Below are 15,059 nucleotides of genomic sequence, written 5' to 3'. Positions count from 1 at the left end.
TCGGAGTTTCATGATGACCCAGACCAGCAACCGCTTTTTCGACGAGATCGCTCGCCTGATGAACGATGCCGCGGGCGCCGCGCAGGGCGTGAAGCGCGAGATCGAAACCGTGGTGCGCAGCCAGGCCGAGCGCATCCTGCGCGACCTCGATCTCGTCAAGCGCGAGGAATTCGAGGCGGTGAAGGATATGGCGCGCCTCGCCCGCGAGGAGAACGAGGCATTGAAGACGCGCATCACCGCGCTGGAAAAGAAGCTCGGTCCCGTCGCGGAGACGTGAGGCCGGAGCCGTCACGCGTACTGCGCGATGCCGTTGCCGAACGACCAGTTTTCCTTCGCGACTTCCACCAGATTGATGAAGACGTCCTCGCGGCGGATGTTCAGTTGCGCATGCAGGTCGGCGGCGATGCGCTTGTAGAAGGCCTTCTTCATCTCCACCGTGCGCCCACCGTTCAGCGTGACCTGGATGAAGACGATGTCCTTGCTGTATTCGATGCCGAGATAGCTTTTCGGAAAATTCAGATCTTCCGGCGCATGCTCGGTGATGACCTGAAACTTGTCGTCGGCGGGAACGTTGATGGTTTCGATCATCGCCGTGTAGATGATTTCGCCGATGGCCTTGCGGTGCTCGGCTGACTTTCCCTTGGCGAGATCGATGCGTACGAGCGGCATGAGGCTTATTCCTTTGTCGTGAAAAATAAATCGCGCGTGGCAGTGGCGTCAGGCTTTCCTGCGCGTTTTGCGCTCGACAACCGGCTCTTCAGGATCGGTTGCGCCAGAGAGCGCCTGAAGCTTTTCAAGTGTGTCGATCAGCGGATCGCCCTTGCGGGCGGCGAAGATTTCCTTGGCGGACCCTAGGATCTGGTCCTGTGCGACCTGCCAGCTTGATGTCGCGGTATCGATCTTCCTGCCGCCGGCGCTGCTCAGGCGGATCTTCTTCTCGCGGCCGTCGTCGGTGTTCTGAAAGCTGACCCAGCCGTTGGCCGCGAGAACTTTCACGTTCCGGGAAATGGTGGTGGTGTCGAGGACGACCTCTTCGGCGAGTTCGCTGAATGTCGCCGCGCCACCGAGGCGGCGCACTGCACGCAGCAGCGAGAACTGGGTGATGCGGATGCCGTGATCCTTGAGCGCGGCATCATAGAGGCGCGTCAAGGCCCGCGAGGAACGGCGAAACTGGGTACAGTAGCAATCGGTGAACATCGGCACAGCCTACGCGACATTAGATGCATATACAATAAATAAAGCTTGCATATGCATCTATATATCGTCACTTTCCGCGGGCAGAATGGATACTGCATAAATCCGGAGGAACCGATGCCGACCTACACCGTGACGACGGCAAACCTGTCGCTCTCAGCCGCTCAGAAAGGGCAGATCGCCGAGGCGATCACCGCGGCCCATCATGCCGCAACCGGTGCGCCGGCGTTCTTTGCGCAGGTGATCTTCCGCGCCCTCGAGAACGGCGAACATTTCATCGGCGGCAAGCCTAACGCGCATCCGCACGTTTTCGTCCACGGCATGATCCGTTCGGGGCGAGGAATCGATGTGAAACAGAAGCTGATGGGCGAGGCGGCCGACAAGGTGCGGGCGTCCGCGGGCGTTGGCGCGGAGGATGTCTGGTTCTACATCCAGGACATCGACGCACCGCAGATGATCGAGTTCGGCCGCTTCCTTCCCGAACCCGGCGCGGAAGACGCATGGCGAAAGGCCATCACGCCCGAGAAGCAGTCACAGCTTGGGAAAGCAGGGGTCAGGGTCTTGTGACGGCCCATGCCGACCATTTGAATCGAAACGCTTCGGCTTTGCGCCAAGGACGTTGACCAATCCGGTCCAGAATCTCGATCTGGTTGCGAGGCTTAGCTGTGACTCCATTCGATCGAACACGTTTCTCCGAGGTTGAACGCGTCATCAAGGCGCCTGCACCGCGATGGGACAAGAAGATCGCCGCCGACCTTGTCACGGAAATGGAGGCCTTCTTCGGCAAGGTGGATACCATCCCGCAGATGAAGCAGGCGCTGGCGATCGCGGGCTATCAGGGACTTCAGCGGCAGATTGAACAGGCTGTCAAAGGCAAGACGTGCCTGGATGCGATCCGTGCGATGGCGCATGCGATGCGCAGTTTTTCGCTTGGCAGTCCCGGCCTGGCCATTGCGTCGTTTCGCGACCCGGATGTCGACAATCCCGAGTATCAGAAGGCGGCGGGGCAACTGGCTCTGGTCGTACTCCGCGTTTTTGGCGAGGCAGGAATCGGTGGCGAGGCCGCCAGGCATGCGATCCGCATCCTCAAGAGCCTGGTTCGCGGATTCGTCATCAATGAAATGTCGGCGCCGGTCGCCCGCCCGATCGAATATCAAAAGAGCTACGTTTTCGCGGTCGAGATGTTCGTTCGCGGTTTGAGCGAGCTTCGGGACGCGAAGGAAGCCGAACGCGTCAGTCCAGTCTGATCCCCGCGGTCTTGATGACCTTCTCCCACTTGGTGGTTTCGGATGCGACATAGCCCGCCATCTCCTGCGGCGTGCTTTGCAACGGATCGATCCCGGCATCGATCAGCTTCTGCTTGATCGCGGGATCGTTGACCGCCTTGAGATAAGCCTCGCGCAGCTTCGCGATGATGTCGGGCGAGACTTTCGCCGGTGCGGAAAAGCCCTGCCACGCCCATGCCTCGAAGCCCGGAACCGCGGCGGCAACGGCGGGAACTCCCGGCAATCCATAGAATTCGCCCGGTGAACACACGCCGATCGCCTTGATCGATTTCAGGTTGAGCTGCGACCGCGCTGTGGCGAAATCGACGAACATCATTCCGATCTGTCCGCCGGCGAGATCCTGCAATGCCGGGCCCGCGCCCTTGTAGGGAACGTGATTGAGCTTGATACCGGATGACTGCGCGAACAGTTCCGCGGCCAGATGGAACGGCGAGCCGACACCGGCGCTCGCATAGTCGATGGCGCCGGGCGCTTTCTTCGCGGCATCGATCAGGGCCTGCACCGAATTGACATTGAGCTTGTCGGTGTTGACCAGCAGCACGATGGCGAAGCGTCCGGTCAGCGAGATCGGCGCGAAGTCCTTCTGCGGATCGTACGGAAGCTTCTGGTACAGGCTTTTGTTGGAGGCGTAGGTCGAGGTGTCGCCAAGCAGGAACGTGTAACCATCGGGCTCGGCCTTCGACGCAGCTTCGGCGCCGATCTGCGTTCCGGCGCCGGGGCGGTTCTCCACCACGATCTGCTGTCCGAGTGTGCCGCTCATCGACGCCGCCACCAGCCGCGCGAAGAAGTCCGTGCCGCCGCCGGCTGCGTAGGGGACGATGAGATGAACCGGCCGCGTGGGGTAGGCAGCCTGCGCCCAGGCTGGCGCAGCCAGACCGGTGGGAGCGGACAGGCTCGCGCCAAATGCTGCGGCGGCTGTCATGAATGATCGGCGGGTCAGCGTTTCGATCGGCATGGGCGTCCTCCTGCGCGGCCGATGCGATGCCGGCACGCGTCCCGAATTAGTTGCAACTGCACCTAATCGTGTCGGCAGGCTAAAATCAACGAAGGAAATGCGGACGCTCAGGTCCCGAGCGCCACCGGGCGGAAGGCCTGGCGCAGCGCGCCGTCGAGTTTGCCCCCCATCAATTCCATGATTCCGTAGGCCTGTTCGGGCGTCATCGCGGATGTTTCGGCGTCGGGCTCGAGAAGGGTCGCGTAGGTATCGACCAGCGTGATGATGCGCACGATGTCGCTGATGCGGTCTCCCTCAAGGCCCTTCGGGTAGCCCGTGCCGTCGAGCATTTCATGGTGGTGCAGGACGACGTCGAGCACCTCGCCGGGAAATCCGCGCTGCTCTTTCAGCGCGTTGTAACCGAGTTGGGTGTGCTGCGCGAGAACGGCGTTCTCTTCGTCGGTCAGGACACCGATTTTTTCGAGAATCGGAACGGGAATGAACGCCTTGCCCACATCGTGGAGCAACGCCGCGCGGGTCAGGCGGCGCTGGTCGTCTTCGCGCATGCCGAGATGATGGGCGAAGGCAACCGCATAGCCGGTGACATGCAGGGTGTGGCGATAGCTCTTGTTGTGATGCTTGTTGACCGCGATCAGCCACTGCCGCAGCGAGCAGCGTTTCAGCGCGCGCAGGATCTGCGTTTCGGCCTGCATCACATCGTCGAACGAAAGCGGAATGCCGGCGGGGAGCCGCCGGAAGATTTTCGACATCACGACCAGCGCGGCGGTGACGCCGGTGCTCAGGATGCGCGCGTCGGTCGTGCGTTCGTCTTCCGGCGTCTCCGGAAAGACCTGGCGGATCCGGTGCAGGATGCTCTCCGGATGAAACGGCCGCTGGATGGTGTCGGTGGCGCCGAGCGCCCAGGCCTGCGCCGATCCGTGGTAAAGCGCATCGGCCAGAACGAACAGCCGGGGCAGGGGCTGATAGTCCTTGCCGGTGAGCTTGCTGCGCACGCGCTGCACGGCGGTGGCCGAGGTGAGATCGATGTCGATAATGACACCGGCGAAATCGCTGGCCGGATGATCGGGCAGGTCGAAAATGGAAATCGTTTCCACGCTGCCTGCATTCCTCAGAATGCGCGCGAGGTCTTCGCTTTGGTCCTCACAATCCGATGCGAGAAGCAGACGTCGCGACGTCTGCGGAAGTTCTGCCAAAGCAGCCATGTCCGTCCTCTGCGGGGCGTTAGGTATCAACTCCATAGATGTAGCGAAAAACAGGTTCCCGACTCTTAACAGTTATCCTTAACGGCGGTTACCGGCTCTCGTCACGCAACCGTGCCTTCCGCAGGCTGCATCTTTAATCAAAGCTGAGTAGCGATGGTAACGATTGAGTAAAAGAGCGCAGCCGCCGGCCATGCCGAAGATTCTGTCGATCCAGTACCTGCGCGCCGCCGCCGCCCTGATGGTGGTTTTTTTCCATGCCGACGGCATGGCGGAGGAGTATCTCAATTTCAGTGGACTGCCGTTCGGCGCGGCCGGCGTCGACATCTTCTTTGTCATCAGCGGATTCATCATGTGGATCACCACGGCGTCGGAGCGAACCACGCCGCCATCCTTCGCGGTGACCAGGATCATCCGTATCGTGCCGCTCTACTGGACGATGACGCTGTTGCTCTATGGCGGCTGGCTAATCTTCCGCGATCCCGCAACAGTGCCCTCGCTGTGGAATCTCGTCCGGTCCCTGCTGTTCATCCCGTTCGTCTCGCCGCGAACCGGAGAAATCCAACCGCTGCTGATTGCCGGATGGACGCTGAATTTCGAGATGTTCTTTTATGCGGTGTTTGCCTTCGCTCTTTTCATCGCAAGGCGACACCGCGCGTTGTTGGTTTGCACAATCCTGGGGGCGCTGGCGGCATTGCCGCTGCTGGTCTCGCCATCGGGGCCGATCGGGCTGACCTACACCAGCCCGCTGCTCATCGAGTTCATGATCGGATGTCTGCTGGGCATCATGTATGAGCGCAAGGCGTTGCCGCGCCCGGCTGTTGCCGTATTCCTGCTCGCCGTCGGGTGCGGTTTTCTGTTGACGTCCGGGATGCTTTCGGCGGCCAGTACCGGCGTCGCGCGACTGTTTCACTGGGGCCTGCCGGCGTTCCTGATCGTGACCGGCGCGCTCTCTCTTGAGCCGAAACTGAGGGTCTGGCGCTTGCCGATGTTGCTGGGCGACGCATCCTATTCGATTTATCTTACCCACGGCGTCGTGCTCTCCGTTGTAAAGAGCGCGGTCATGTTGTCGGGGTTGGATGCACAGCCGCTGCTGACCGGCGAGTTTATTCTTGCAGGTTGCCTCGGCAGCGTCGTGGCAGGAGTGGCGGTTTATTATCTGATTGAGCGGCCGCTCGTTGCGGCGTCCAGGAACGCGTGGGCGGCGGTCCGGCGCGTGCCGCCAACCGCTGCGAAACAAGTCACCTGATGCTAATCAGCACCGTCAGTGCCGTCCCCAACGCCGGGTCCGCTGGCGCTGCTGCCGAGCACGCCATAGTCGCTGGATTTCATTCCCGTACGGGTCACGGTCCCGGCAGACGCCAGACCGAGCTTGAGAAGTTCCCGCACGGCGGCGGCCCGGGTCGGCATCCGGTGGTTGAAGCGAAAGTCGTCGACCGCGGACAATTCCTCAGGCGAAAGCATGATCTGCAGGCGTTCGCCGCGCAAATCGCTCATTTTAGCCTCCTGTGGGGGGCGCTTTGTTGCCAAGGTCTTGGCGAGACGATGGGTTAGTAAATTACTCAATTCACTCACGTGGACAAAGTTCCCCACTCCGCTGCGGAATCCCAAAATTAGTAAAAAACTCCTTTAATTTCAATTAGTTAAGTCTTGTCACATGGTTCGTTCAGTGCGATATTGGCTCAGGAGGGGCGCTCACGTCTGATTGGATATTTCGATGCTCAACAATAATTCCGCTGAACTGCGCGAATGGGCAGCGCGCTGTGAGAAGATGGCCGCATCGGCGACCAGCGAAAACGAGCGCGCGGACCTGCTCCGCAAGCGCGACGCGCTGCATGCCTTGGCAGACTCTGAAGACTGGCTGGCAGGGCTGTCGCCAGGTGAAACGCCGGCAATTTCCTCAATCTGAGGGCTGATGGCCTGATCCCGGCGCCGGAAAAAGCCGCTCTAAAATCCGCTCATTTCCTTGTGTTTCTGGCCCTTTGGGGCTAAGAACCCGCCACGTCAGCGGCCCCCGCACCCCTGGAGGCTCGCCGCGATGTAAAACCGGGCCGCTTTGCGGCCCTTCACTTTTAAATCTTGAGGAACTTAACAATGGCGACCGTCAAGGAATTGAAGGCGACCGCTCGTCCGAAGGCCGGCAAGGGGGCCGCCCGGGCTGAACGTCGCGCTGGCCGTATCCCTGCAGTGATCTATGGCAACAACCAGCCCCCGCTGACCATCTCGCTCGACGATGCTGAACTGCGCCTGCGCATTCAGGCCGGGCGTTTTCTGACCACGATTCACGACATCGAACTCGACGGCAAAAAGCACCGCGTGATTCCGCGCGACTTCAGCCTCGATCCGGTGCGCGACTTCCCGCTGCACGTGGACTTCCTGCGTCTCGGCGAAGGCTCCAAGATCCGCGTCAGCGTTCCGTTGCACGTGCTGAATTCGGAAACCTCGCCAGGCGTGAAGCGCGGCGGCACGGTCAACATCGTGACCCACAACATCGACCTCGAAGTGCCGGCGGACAACATCCCGCAGTATCTCGAAGCTGACGTGGGCAAGCTCGATATCGGCAGCTCGCTGCACATCACCGACATCAAGCTGCCGAACGGCGTGAAGCTGTTCACCCGCGAAGACGCGACACTGGTCACCATCGTTCCGCCGTCGGGCTATAACGAAGAACTGAAGGCTGCGGCTGCTGCCGGTGGTGCTGCGCCTGCGGCCGGTGCTGCTCCTGCGGCCGGTGCTGCGGCGGCTGCTCCTGCGGCTGGTGCTGCGAAGGCTCCCGCGGCTGCTGCTGCCAAGGCGCCTGCTGCCGACAAGAAGAAGTAAGCGGCCGGGAGAGCCCGTGCCATGCGTCTGTTCGTCGGACTGGGGAATCCCGGCGCGAAGTATCAGGGCAACCGGCACAACATCGGGTTCATGGCTGTCGACGAGATCGCACGGCGTCACGGATTTGGTCCGTGGCGCCGTCGCTTTCAGGGGGAGACCTCCGAAGGCAATCTCGGCAACGGGCGCGTCATTCTGCTGAAGCCCACGACTTATATGAACGAGTCGGGCAACGCTGTCGGCGAGGCAACCAAGTTCTTCAAGATGGGCGTCGGCGACATCACGGTGTTTCACGACGAGATCGAACTGCCGCCCGCGAAGCTGCGGGTCAAGATCGGCGGCGGCATCGCGGGACACAACGGACTTCGCTCGATCTCCGCGCATGTCGGCAACGATTATCGCCGCGTGAGGCTCGGTGTCGGGCATCCCGGCGTCAAGGATCTGGTGCATCAGCACGTTCTGTCCGATTTCGCCAAAAGCGAAATGCCCTGGATCAGCGCGCTGTGCGAGGCGATTGCCGACAACGCGGCGTTTATCGTCACCGGGCAGGACGCGTCGTTTGCAAACAAGGTGCATCTTGCAATGGATGCAAAGGGATTCACATCGAAGGACGACAGCGAACCGTCGCCCAAAAAATGATTGTCATCGCCGGACTTGATCCGGCGATCCATCTTTCCAAAGAAGATGGATACGCGGGTCAAGCCCGCGTATGACGAAATGAAATCGAAGCGGTCACCGCACGTCAAAGTCGAAAGAAGATCATGGGTTTCAAATGCGGCATCGTCGGACTGCCCAACGTCGGCAAGTCCACACTGTTCAACGCGCTGACGGAAACGGCGGCGGCACAGGCGGCGAACTATCCGTTCTGCACCATCGAGCCGAATGTCGGCGCGGTCGCGGTGCCTGATCCGCGTCTCGACAAGCTGTCGGCGATCGCGAAGTCGCAGCAGATCATTCCGACACAATTGACGTTCGTGGACATCGCGGGTCTGGTCAAAGGCGCGTCGAAGGGCGAAGGCCTCGGCAACCAGTTTCTCGCCACCATCCGCGAAGTCGATGCGGTGGCGCATGTGGTGCGCTGCTTTGAGGATTCCGACATCACCCACGTCGAAGGCAAGATCGCGCCGCTGGCCGATATCGAGACCATCGAGACCGAGTTGATGCTGGCCGATCTCGACAGCCTCGAAAAACGCGTCGACAGCCTGTCAAAGAAGGCCAAGGGCAACGACAAGGACGCCAAGGAGCAGCTCGAACTGGTCGAGCGCGCGCTGAAGCTGCTGCGCGACGGAAAGCCGGCGCGTTTCCTCGAGCGCAAGGCCGAGGAAGAGCGCGCATTCCGCATGCTCGGTCTTCTGACGTCCAAGCCTGTTCTTTATGTCTGCAACGTCGAGGAAGGCGCGGCCGCCACCGGCAATAGTTTCTCGCAGCAGGTATTCGAGCATGCGAAAAAGGAAGGTGCGGTCGCGGTGGCGATTTCCGCCAAGATCGAATCCGAGATCGCGACGCTGTCACGCGAGGAGCGGGTGGACTTCCTCGACACGCTGGGACTGGAAGAAGCTGGTCTCGACCGCCTGATCCGCGCCGGTTACGAGTTGCTGCATCTCATCACGTATTTCACGGTCGGTCCCAAGGAAGCCCGCGCCTGGACCATCACCAAGGGCACCAAGGCGCCTGCGGCGGCCGGTGTGATTCATACCGATTTCGAGAAAGGCTTTATCCGCGCCGAAACCATCGCCTATGACGACTACATCGCGAATGGTGGTGAAGCCGGCGCGCGCGACACCGGCAAGCTGCGGCTGGAAGGCAAGGAATATGTCGTCGCCGACGGCGACGTGATGCACTTCCGGTTCAATACGTAATTGCACGGCGGTCCGTCATCCGGAGGTGCGGGTTCTTGCGAGCCTTGAAGGATGACGGATAAACAGAAGGCCATCGCCCTTCGAGGCCCATAGCCGTTCGAAGAACGGCGTTCTTTCGAACGCCTGTTGCTTCGCTCCGGCACCTCAGGGTGACGGCGGGAAAATATCTACCGTTCGTGGTCGCGGCCCTGGTCGCGGATCGCGCCGAGATGTTCGTTGATCCTGAATATGATCAGGATCAGTTCGGCGCTGATGCGCGAGAAAATGATTCCGACGACAATGCCTGCCAGTGCTGACAGCAACTGGATGAAGCCGCCGAACGGGCTGATCGCCATCAAAGTCAGCGCGGAGAATATTCCGGCGATGCCGAACAGGATGATCAGTGCGATCACCAGCCAGTAGAAGACCTTGATGATGGTGGGCGTGATGAACCTGTCCCACTGGAAGAGATCCTGGAAATGAAACATGGGCTTTCTCCAGATGAGGCGCAAAAGATCGAGGACGGTAGGCGAATCAGCGACCGGCTGAATCGCTCCGGATGGTGAAGGTTGTCGCATATCGCCGAAAAGGACGGAAGCTGACCGCGAAACGCACCGCTTGAGGTGTCCTCAAATAACGGCCAAACTGCGCCTATCCACAGCACGATAGAAACGATGAAACTGACATTCGAAGACTTCAAGCCCGGCCATTTCGGCACATTCGGCCCGCACCACGTCTCCCGCGACGATATTATCGCCTTCGCTTCAGAGTTCGATCCGCAGCCGATGCATCTGGATGAGGAGGCCGCCCGCCGCACGATCCTCAAGGGGCTGTCGGGCTCAGGCTGGCACATGTGCTCGCTGCTGATGCGGATCTGCTGGGACGGTTTCATCCACAACATCGCCTCCGCCGGCTCGCCCGGTGTCGATGAGGTGCGCTGGGTTTCGCCATTGCGTCCTGGCGACGATCTCACGATATCCGTCGACGTGGTCTCGACGCGTGAATCCAAGAGCCGTTCTGACGTCGGGTTCGTTTACATCAAGAACGACATGCGCAACGCATCTGGACAGACGCTGATGCTGGCGACGCTGCCTCTGATGGTGTTGCGCCGCGCCGCGGCCGGCGCGAAGTAGGACAAGCCATGCCATATTTCGAAGACATGAATATCGGCGATCGCCGCGAACTCGGATCGTTCACGTTCACGCCGGAAGGCATCAAGGCCTTCGCCGCCAAGTTCGATCCGCAGCCGTTTCATCTCGACGAGGAAGCCGGGCGCCATTCCGTGTTCGGCGGTCTCGCTGCTTCGGGCTGGCATGTGGCGGCGACTTACATGCGGCTCACGGTGGCGAGCTTCCAGCGTGAAGCCGCTGAACTGGCGGCGCGCGGCGAGAAGCCGATCGTGTCGGGACCGTCGCCGGGATTTCGCGAACTGAAATGGCTCAAGCCCGTGCTGGCGGGTGATACGCTGACCTACGTTTCCGAGATCACGTCGAAGCGCCCGCTGGAGTCGCGGCCGCAATTCGGCTTCGTCGGTTTCTACAACACCGGCGTCAATCAGCGCGGCGAACTGGCATTCTCGTTCATGGGCTCGGTGTTCGCAGCTCGGCGCCCCATCTCCTGACAGAAAAATGCCGCCCGCTCTGTTCGAGGGGCGGCAAGTCTCAGGGAGGTTACCAAGGCACGATCCGCGGGATCGTGCAGCGGTCAGAGTATCGTTCAGTATCGTTTAGTCCTGGCGCGGCTCGGGAGCCGAGCGCTTCCACTGCGCCAGATTGTCGGCGATCATTCGGGTTGATTTCATCGCGGTCTGCCCGAGCTGAGCATAGCCCGCCAGTTCGCGCTGGATGCGCTGACCTTCATTATGCATCAGTGTGCGCAGCCCTTCGAGCTCCGCAATCAACGTTTCGATTTCGCTAACCGAAGCTCCTGCGACACGGTGGATCAGCGTGTTGACGCTGCTGACAGCGGCCTCGGCGGTGGCGTCCGAAGGTGTCTCGGTGCCAGGAGCGGCCGGCGTGCGCCGAAGGTAGGCGACATCCTTGCGGACGAAGTCGCGAATGCCCGCTTCGACGTCGGTGACGGCGGCGAGGGTCTTGTCTTCATCGGTCATTTCGGACTTTTCTGCTGGCAAAGCGTTCATCGGCTGTTCCTTGTTTCGCAGGTTGAGCGAGCGCGGAGTCCCCCGCACGACGAGTACCGGTATAAGTGTCCAGCCGATCGTGACCGAAACGCGGCGAGGATGCGGCTAAGGCGCATTCATACAGTGGACAAAACGGGAAAGCCCGGGATGGTAGCCACCCGGTTAAGTGGAACCTACCAGCGTGTCTTGAAGCCAGCGGTCAGGCTGCTGTTTGGAGCGCCGCTTGGGGTTTCGCTGACCGATCCGGTCACAGTGACGCCGCCGAACAGTTTCTGCTCCGCACCAATCCGGCGCAGCCATTTGTCGTCGGCGCTGGAATGTGTCTGGCCTGCGATGAAACTGGTGCCGGTTTCGGCGATGCCGAGCTTGGCGGACTGATCGATTTCATAAATGCGCGATGACGCGCCGAGGCCGAACACCGGCACCAGCGTTTGCTGTGTGACATTGTATCCGTGCTGCAGGGTGAGTGCGTACTGATCGCCGCCGAACGGCAGCGACTTGCTCAGCGACGTTCCGAACTTGCTTTGCTCCTGCGACGGATCGGTGCGCGCCTCGATGGCGGTCTTGTCCCAGATCGAGCCGACGCCCGGCGCGGTCATCGCAGCCCATGCGCTGCCGGATGATTGCGAGATCTGATTGTTGTGCGCGATTTTTTCCGCGAGCACTTCCGACGATGTCATCGGCATCTTCGTTGTGACGTTGAGGTCCGCGCCGACGCGGGTGTCCAAGAAAGGAGTAATCGGCTGCTTGATCGCGACGGCGGAGGAGCCGTCGGGTTTGTCGGTGCGGCTCCACGACCACGGGTCGTCGATCGCGGCGCGGATCTTGCGGTCGATTGCAGCGGGGGATTCGTAAAGCGATCTCGGATCGCTGTTGAGCACGCTCCAGTCGAGATCCGCCGGTTCGACGAATTCCGGCGCGGCTGTCTCGGTGTTTTCCGCAGGCGTGCCGTCTTCCGCCCGTGCATGCCCGGCTACGGCAGCCCAGAGGCCGCAGGCAATCGCCAGTGCGGTCACGATCCTTGGGGATTTCGCTGGCTGCGGCATTTTCGGCGTCATTGCATTGCGTCCGGCAAATCGATCAGGCGGATCAGGCGCTATGCAGGTTAATATCGTCTTTCGACGCAGCAGTCGCGACTTCCGGCGATCATCTTTCAATGGTGTTTGTCGCAATTGTGTTGCGCGGGTTCAAGCCGCTGTGATCGTCGCGCGTTATCCCGTCCAAACAAAAAGCCCCGCGCGGGCGGGGCTTGTCATCCAGCATTTATACACTTGGTTAGGCGATCTTCGGCAGATGAATCTGGCGGCCAAGAGTCTGTTCGACGAGGTCGAAGGTATCGATCACGGCGCGGAGGCTGCTCAGGCGTCCCGCCTTGAACTGGACGAAGAGGGCGACGCGGACACTGATCGGATTGCCGTTGGCTTCCGGCATCAGCGAATACCTCATCATCGACGCAGCCGAGTCCTCGCCGAGCATGATGGATTCCCGTTCGCTGCGGTGGAGTGTCACGATGCTGGAAATCTCGCGGACGACATCGACCACGGCCCGCTTGCCGCGCCGGGGCCCGAAAAAGGCAAACATGTCGATCGGGCCATAGATCGCCCAATCGACATTGTCGTCGAGGACGGATTCAAGCTGATCGGTCTGACGCTCACTCAGCGCGCGGTGAAACGCGCGCGATACACGCCAGAGACTGTGCTCTGTCATTTTTTTGAAGTCCTGAAATGTAACTTAACAAACAGCAGACGGTCTAAGGGCGTCCGCGCTGACGCCGTGCCAGAAAGCTGGAATTCCACTTGATGATACGGGTCATAATGGATTTCAGCAGATTGACCACTCGTGATATTGCAATGCACAAATGCCCAAAGCGCGGGTTCGGCTTAAATTTCAATCAAGGCGTGTGGAGCGCCCAAAGCAGTGGCAGGCGATCGGCTGATCCGGCTCTAGGCGTCGCCTTCCATGCGGATTCGTGCGCGTGACGCGGCATAGGCAGCCCAAATCGCGCCGGTAAGTCCGCCGAACAGGGCGCCGACCGGGGCAAAGGTAAAAAACACCAGCATCGCGCTGTAACCTTCGAAATCGCTGATCCCGAAAATGCTGACCCAGGCGATTCCGGCCAGGATGCCGGCCGCGGCGCCGAGAACGAGACCGACAACGGTCCCCAAGGTGGCGAGAACAACTGCTTTCATCATATCCCCCGTGATCCGGGGGCTAACTCCCGGACAACGGTTGGTCGGGCGAGGGGGCCGGCAGGTTCATCCGCTTGAACGCCGGACCGTCCCGCGCCATCCTCGCTGCATAATCACGAAGGGCTTTTCAGCAAACCTCCGAGACACCGATGACATTTTCATCCGCTCTGTATTCGTTACGTGCGGCGGCATGCGTCTGCGTGCTGCTGGCCGGTGGCGCGTCTGCAAAGGCGGCCTGCGAGCCGTCATTCTCCCGTTCCGGACCGGATGCCGAGGCCTATGGCGCCGCCGAAAACTATCCGCTTGGCACCATCGCCGACCGCACGAAGCAGAACTACATGGTCGCGACATTCAGCAATTTCGACAAACTGCTTCCGGCCCATGCGGTGTTTCCGCCAGCCACGCCTTCGCCGCTGGCCCGCGACTGCGATCGTACGGCCTGGACCTATGACTTCGATGGCGAGCGCCGCACCATCGATCAGTACCTTGCCCGTCATCCCACGACGGGACTGCTGATCGTCAGGGATTCGACGATCCTGTTCGAGCGCTATCAATACGGACGCCGCGACACCGATCGCCTGCTGTCCAACTCCATGGTGAAGACCATGGTGGCGATGCTGGTGGGGATTGCCATCAAGGAAGGCAAGATCCGCTCCATTGAGGACAAGGCGCAGGACTATGTGCCGGAGATGAAGGGCAGCGCCTACGGCCAGACCTCGCTGCGCGCGCTCCTGACCATGAGCGCGGGGATCGAATTTTCCGAACGATACGACGGCACCGATGATGCCTTTGCGTTCAGCCGCGACCTGCGCCGCTCCGATCTGCCGAGCGCCGCTAACCTGCTCCGCCGCTACAACACCCGTGCCGCGCCGCCCGAGACGAAATTCGCCTATGCGGGATCGCAGACCGAAACGCTCGGCCTTGTGCTGATGGCTGCGACCGGCAAGCGCCTGTCGGATTATCTGTCGGAAAAAATCTGGAAGCCGATGGGCGCGGAAGATGAAGCAAGCTGGACCGTCGACGGGCACAATCAGGAGCAGGCCTATTGCTGTCTCGCTGCGCGGCTGCGCGACTATGCGCGCTTTGGTCTTCTGCTTGCGCGAGACGGCGGCGGAATCATTCCGGAAGCATGGGTGATCGAGGCGACCACCGCGCCTGAAGGTTCATTCCGTGCGCCGCGCGTGGCGACGCCGTTTTATGGCTATGGTTACCAGACCTGGATCATGCCGGCCAAGCGCCGCATGTTCGCGATGCTAGGGACCAATGGCCAGGCGATCTTCGTCGATCCGGCGTCGAAGCTTGTGCTGGTGCATACCGCCGTCCGGCTGAAGCCGAGCAAGGATCCAGCGGCGCGCGAACTGACTGCGCTGTGGTTCGGACTGGTGCGGGAGCTTGGCGTCTCGGCGGCGCGGTGAGACCCGGGTCGAGACCGCGCGGCGTG

General features: G+C 61.0%; 21 protein-coding genes. 11 read left to right on the top strand and 10 right to left on the bottom strand.

Translation table 11 applies throughout. The annotated features are described in order from the left end of the window. The first annotated feature begins 13 nt into the window (after positions 1–13). Positions 14–277, top strand: a complete 264-nt coding sequence (locus HMPREF9695_RS16465; protein ID WP_006022006.1) for an accessory factor UbiK family protein — start codon at positions 14–16, stop codon at positions 275–277. A gap of 11 nt (positions 278–288) precedes the next feature. Here the strand turns inward: HMPREF9695_RS16465 and HMPREF9695_RS16460 are convergent, their stop codons facing one another. Together HMPREF9695_RS16460 and HMPREF9695_RS16455 are read right to left on the bottom strand one after the other, a co-directional pair. Beyond that, on the bottom strand, positions 289–669 hold the full coding sequence (locus HMPREF9695_RS16460; RefSeq protein WP_006022005.1) for a tautomerase family protein: 381 nt from the start codon (positions 667–669) through the stop codon (positions 289–291). Positions 670–717: 48 nt separating this feature from the next. Further along, the gene (locus tag HMPREF9695_RS16455) at positions 718–1,197 is read right to left on the bottom strand and encodes a MarR family winged helix-turn-helix transcriptional regulator (protein ID WP_006022004.1); all 480 of its coding nucleotides are present in this window, start codon (positions 1,195–1,197) and stop codon (positions 718–720) included. Between the two features lie 114 nt (positions 1,198–1,311). Between HMPREF9695_RS16455 and HMPREF9695_RS16450 the strand changes: the two genes are divergently transcribed. Together HMPREF9695_RS16450 and HMPREF9695_RS16445 are read left to right on the top strand one after the other, a co-directional pair. Continuing rightward, positions 1,312–1,761: a tautomerase family protein gene (locus HMPREF9695_RS16450; RefSeq protein ID WP_006022003.1), complete on the top strand. Its 450-nt coding sequence runs from the start codon at positions 1,312–1,314 to the stop codon at positions 1,759–1,761. Positions 1,762–1,859: 98 nt separating this feature from the next. Next, entirely contained in the window at positions 1,860–2,441 is a 582-nt protein-coding gene (locus HMPREF9695_RS16445; RefSeq protein ID WP_006022002.1) for a TetR-like C-terminal domain-containing protein, read from the top strand. On the opposite strand, the gene HMPREF9695_RS16440 is transcribed toward HMPREF9695_RS16445, so the two are convergent. Next, positions 2,428–3,435: a Bug family tripartite tricarboxylate transporter substrate binding protein gene (locus tag HMPREF9695_RS16440; RefSeq protein WP_006022001.1), complete on the bottom strand. Its 1,008-nt coding sequence runs from the start codon at positions 3,433–3,435 to the stop codon at positions 2,428–2,430. The two genes, HMPREF9695_RS16445 and HMPREF9695_RS16440, sit on opposite strands and share 14 nt — an antisense overlap. 107 nt (positions 3,436–3,542) lie before the next feature. Further along, positions 3,543–4,637: an HD domain-containing phosphohydrolase gene (locus HMPREF9695_RS16435; protein WP_006022000.1), complete on the bottom strand. Its 1,095-nt coding sequence runs from the start codon at positions 4,635–4,637 to the stop codon at positions 3,543–3,545. 190 nt (positions 4,638–4,827) lie between these two features. On the opposite strand from HMPREF9695_RS16435, the gene HMPREF9695_RS16430 reads away from it, so the two are divergent. Next, positions 4,828–5,883 carry an acyltransferase family protein gene (locus HMPREF9695_RS16430; protein ID WP_006021999.1) on the top strand — a complete coding sequence of 352 codons (1,056 nt, stop codon included), beginning with the start codon at positions 4,828–4,830 and terminating at the stop codon, positions 5,881–5,883. A gap of 2 nt (positions 5,884–5,885) precedes the next feature. Here the strand turns inward: HMPREF9695_RS16430 and HMPREF9695_RS16425 are convergent, their stop codons facing one another. Beyond that, the gene (locus tag HMPREF9695_RS16425; protein ID WP_006021998.1) at positions 5,886–6,131 is read right to left on the bottom strand and encodes a hypothetical protein; all 246 of its coding nucleotides are present in this window, start codon (positions 6,129–6,131) and stop codon (positions 5,886–5,888) included. Between the two features lie 220 nt (positions 6,132–6,351). On the opposite strand from HMPREF9695_RS16425, the gene HMPREF9695_RS16420 reads away from it, so the two are divergent. The 4 genes from HMPREF9695_RS16420 (at position 6,352) to ychF (ending at position 9,310) form a co-directional block, all read left to right on the top strand. After that, a complete protein-coding gene (locus HMPREF9695_RS16420; RefSeq protein WP_006021997.1) occupies positions 6,352–6,543 on the top strand; it encodes a hypothetical protein in 192 nt (63 codons plus the stop codon). Positions 6,544–6,728: 185 nt separating this feature from the next. After that, entirely contained in the window at positions 6,729–7,454 is a 726-nt protein-coding gene (locus tag HMPREF9695_RS16415; protein WP_006021996.1) for a 50S ribosomal protein L25/general stress protein Ctc, read from the top strand. A 21-nt stretch (positions 7,455–7,475) separates the two neighbouring features. Continuing rightward, a complete protein-coding gene (pth, locus tag HMPREF9695_RS16410) occupies positions 7,476–8,090 on the top strand; it encodes an aminoacyl-tRNA hydrolase (RefSeq protein ID WP_006021995.1) in 615 nt (204 codons plus the stop codon). A gap of 122 nt (positions 8,091–8,212) precedes the next feature. Further along, positions 8,213–9,310 carry a redox-regulated ATPase YchF gene (gene ychF / locus HMPREF9695_RS16405; protein WP_006021994.1) on the top strand — a complete coding sequence of 366 codons (1,098 nt, stop codon included), beginning with the start codon at positions 8,213–8,215 and terminating at the stop codon, positions 9,308–9,310. 167 nt (positions 9,311–9,477) lie between these two features. Here ychF and HMPREF9695_RS16400 read toward each other — a convergent pair whose 3' ends face one another. After that, positions 9,478–9,777 carry a DUF4282 domain-containing protein gene (locus HMPREF9695_RS16400; protein WP_006021993.1) on the bottom strand — a complete coding sequence of 100 codons (300 nt, stop codon included), beginning with the start codon at positions 9,775–9,777 and terminating at the stop codon, positions 9,478–9,480. 186 nt (positions 9,778–9,963) lie between these two features. On the opposite strand from HMPREF9695_RS16400, the gene HMPREF9695_RS16395 reads away from it, so the two are divergent. Both HMPREF9695_RS16395 and HMPREF9695_RS16390 read left to right on the top strand, forming a co-directional pair. Beyond that, positions 9,964–10,422, top strand: a complete 459-nt coding sequence (locus tag HMPREF9695_RS16395) for a MaoC family dehydratase (protein ID WP_006021992.1) — start codon at positions 9,964–9,966, stop codon at positions 10,420–10,422. An 8-nt stretch (positions 10,423–10,430) separates the two neighbouring features. Further along, entirely contained in the window at positions 10,431–10,910 is a 480-nt protein-coding gene (locus HMPREF9695_RS16390; RefSeq protein WP_006021991.1) for a MaoC family dehydratase, read from the top strand. Between the two features lie 105 nt (positions 10,911–11,015). Here the strand turns inward: HMPREF9695_RS16390 and HMPREF9695_RS16385 are convergent, their stop codons facing one another. The 4 genes from HMPREF9695_RS16385 to HMPREF9695_RS16370 all read right to left on the bottom strand — a co-directional run bounded on the left by HMPREF9695_RS16385 (position 11,016) and on the right by HMPREF9695_RS16370 (position 13,618). Continuing rightward, complete coding sequence (locus HMPREF9695_RS16385; protein ID WP_006021990.1) at positions 11,016–11,429, bottom strand: hypothetical protein; 414 nt, start codon at positions 11,427–11,429, stop codon at positions 11,016–11,018. 173 nt (positions 11,430–11,602) lie between these two features. Further along, positions 11,603–12,487 carry a hypothetical protein gene (locus HMPREF9695_RS16380; protein ID WP_006021989.1) on the bottom strand — a complete coding sequence of 295 codons (885 nt, stop codon included), beginning with the start codon at positions 12,485–12,487 and terminating at the stop codon, positions 11,603–11,605. A 217-nt stretch (positions 12,488–12,704) separates the two neighbouring features. After that, on the bottom strand, positions 12,705–13,136 hold the full coding sequence (locus HMPREF9695_RS16375; protein ID WP_006021988.1) for a nuclear transport factor 2 family protein: 432 nt from the start codon (positions 13,134–13,136) through the stop codon (positions 12,705–12,707). 236 nt (positions 13,137–13,372) lie between these two features. Further along, entirely contained in the window at positions 13,373–13,618 is a 246-nt protein-coding gene (locus HMPREF9695_RS16370; RefSeq protein WP_006021987.1) for a hypothetical protein, read from the bottom strand. 149 nt (positions 13,619–13,767) lie between these two features. Between HMPREF9695_RS16370 and HMPREF9695_RS16365 the strand changes: the two genes are divergently transcribed. After that, on the top strand, positions 13,768–15,033 hold the full coding sequence (locus HMPREF9695_RS16365) for a serine hydrolase domain-containing protein (RefSeq protein WP_006021986.1): 1,266 nt from the start codon (positions 13,768–13,770) through the stop codon (positions 15,031–15,033). The last annotated feature ends 26 nt before the right edge of the window (positions 15,034–15,059 follow it).

It is taken from the genome of Afipia broomeae ATCC 49717 (assembly GCF_000314675.2).
Taxonomy (GTDB): domain Bacteria; phylum Pseudomonadota; class Alphaproteobacteria; order Rhizobiales; family Xanthobacteraceae; genus Afipia; species Afipia broomeae.
Note: the sequence above shows the minus strand (reverse complement) of the source record. Positions and strands in the feature narration are given on the sequence as shown.

Excerpts from the sequence above, each read along its gene's own strand:
- HMPREF9695_RS16415 (WP_006021996.1), top strand. The coding sequence starts at position 6,729 with ATGGCGACCGTCAAGGAATTGAAGGCGACCGCTCGTCCGAAGGCCGGC.
- pth (WP_006021995.1), top strand. The coding sequence starts at position 7,476 with ATGCGTCTGTTCGTCGGACTGGGGAATCCCGGCGCGAAGTATCAGGGC.
- HMPREF9695_RS16430 (WP_006021999.1), top strand. The coding sequence starts at position 4,828 with ATGCCGAAGATTCTGTCGATCCAGTACCTGCGCGCCGCCGCCGCCCTG.
- HMPREF9695_RS16385 (WP_006021990.1), bottom strand. The coding sequence starts at position 11,429 with ATGAACGCTTTGCCAGCAGAAAAGTCCGAAATGACCGATGAAGACAAG.
- ychF (WP_006021994.1), top strand. The coding sequence starts at position 8,213 with ATGGGTTTCAAATGCGGCATCGTCGGACTGCCCAACGTCGGCAAGTCC.
- HMPREF9695_RS16365 (WP_006021986.1), top strand. The coding sequence starts at position 13,768 with ATGACATTTTCATCCGCTCTGTATTCGTTACGTGCGGCGGCATGCGTC.
- HMPREF9695_RS16375 (WP_006021988.1), bottom strand. The coding sequence starts at position 13,136 with ATGACAGAGCACAGTCTCTGGCGTGTATCGCGCGCGTTTCACCGCGCG.
- HMPREF9695_RS16370 (WP_006021987.1), bottom strand. The coding sequence starts at position 13,618 with ATGAAAGCAGTTGTTCTCGCCACCTTGGGGACCGTTGTCGGTCTCGTT.
- HMPREF9695_RS16390 (WP_006021991.1), top strand. The coding sequence starts at position 10,431 with ATGCCATATTTCGAAGACATGAATATCGGCGATCGCCGCGAACTCGGA.
- HMPREF9695_RS16400 (WP_006021993.1), bottom strand. The coding sequence starts at position 9,777 with ATGTTTCATTTCCAGGATCTCTTCCAGTGGGACAGGTTCATCACGCCC.
- HMPREF9695_RS16465 (WP_006022006.1), top strand. The coding sequence starts at position 14 with ATGACCCAGACCAGCAACCGCTTTTTCGACGAGATCGCTCGCCTGATG.
- HMPREF9695_RS16440 (WP_006022001.1), bottom strand. The coding sequence starts at position 3,435 with ATGCCGATCGAAACGCTGACCCGCCGATCATTCATGACAGCCGCCGCA.
- HMPREF9695_RS16395 (WP_006021992.1), top strand. The coding sequence starts at position 9,964 with ATGAAACTGACATTCGAAGACTTCAAGCCCGGCCATTTCGGCACATTC.
- HMPREF9695_RS16455 (WP_006022004.1), bottom strand. The coding sequence starts at position 1,197 with ATGTTCACCGATTGCTACTGTACCCAGTTTCGCCGTTCCTCGCGGGCC.
- HMPREF9695_RS16435 (WP_006022000.1), bottom strand. The coding sequence starts at position 4,637 with ATGGCTGCTTTGGCAGAACTTCCGCAGACGTCGCGACGTCTGCTTCTC.
- HMPREF9695_RS16420 (WP_006021997.1), top strand. The coding sequence starts at position 6,352 with ATGCTCAACAATAATTCCGCTGAACTGCGCGAATGGGCAGCGCGCTGT.
- HMPREF9695_RS16425 (WP_006021998.1), bottom strand. The coding sequence starts at position 6,131 with ATGAGCGATTTGCGCGGCGAACGCCTGCAGATCATGCTTTCGCCTGAG.
- HMPREF9695_RS16380 (WP_006021989.1), bottom strand. The coding sequence starts at position 12,487 with ATGACGCCGAAAATGCCGCAGCCAGCGAAATCCCCAAGGATCGTGACC.
- HMPREF9695_RS16460 (WP_006022005.1), bottom strand. The coding sequence starts at position 669 with ATGCCGCTCGTACGCATCGATCTCGCCAAGGGAAAGTCAGCCGAGCAC.
- HMPREF9695_RS16450 (WP_006022003.1), top strand. The coding sequence starts at position 1,312 with ATGCCGACCTACACCGTGACGACGGCAAACCTGTCGCTCTCAGCCGCT.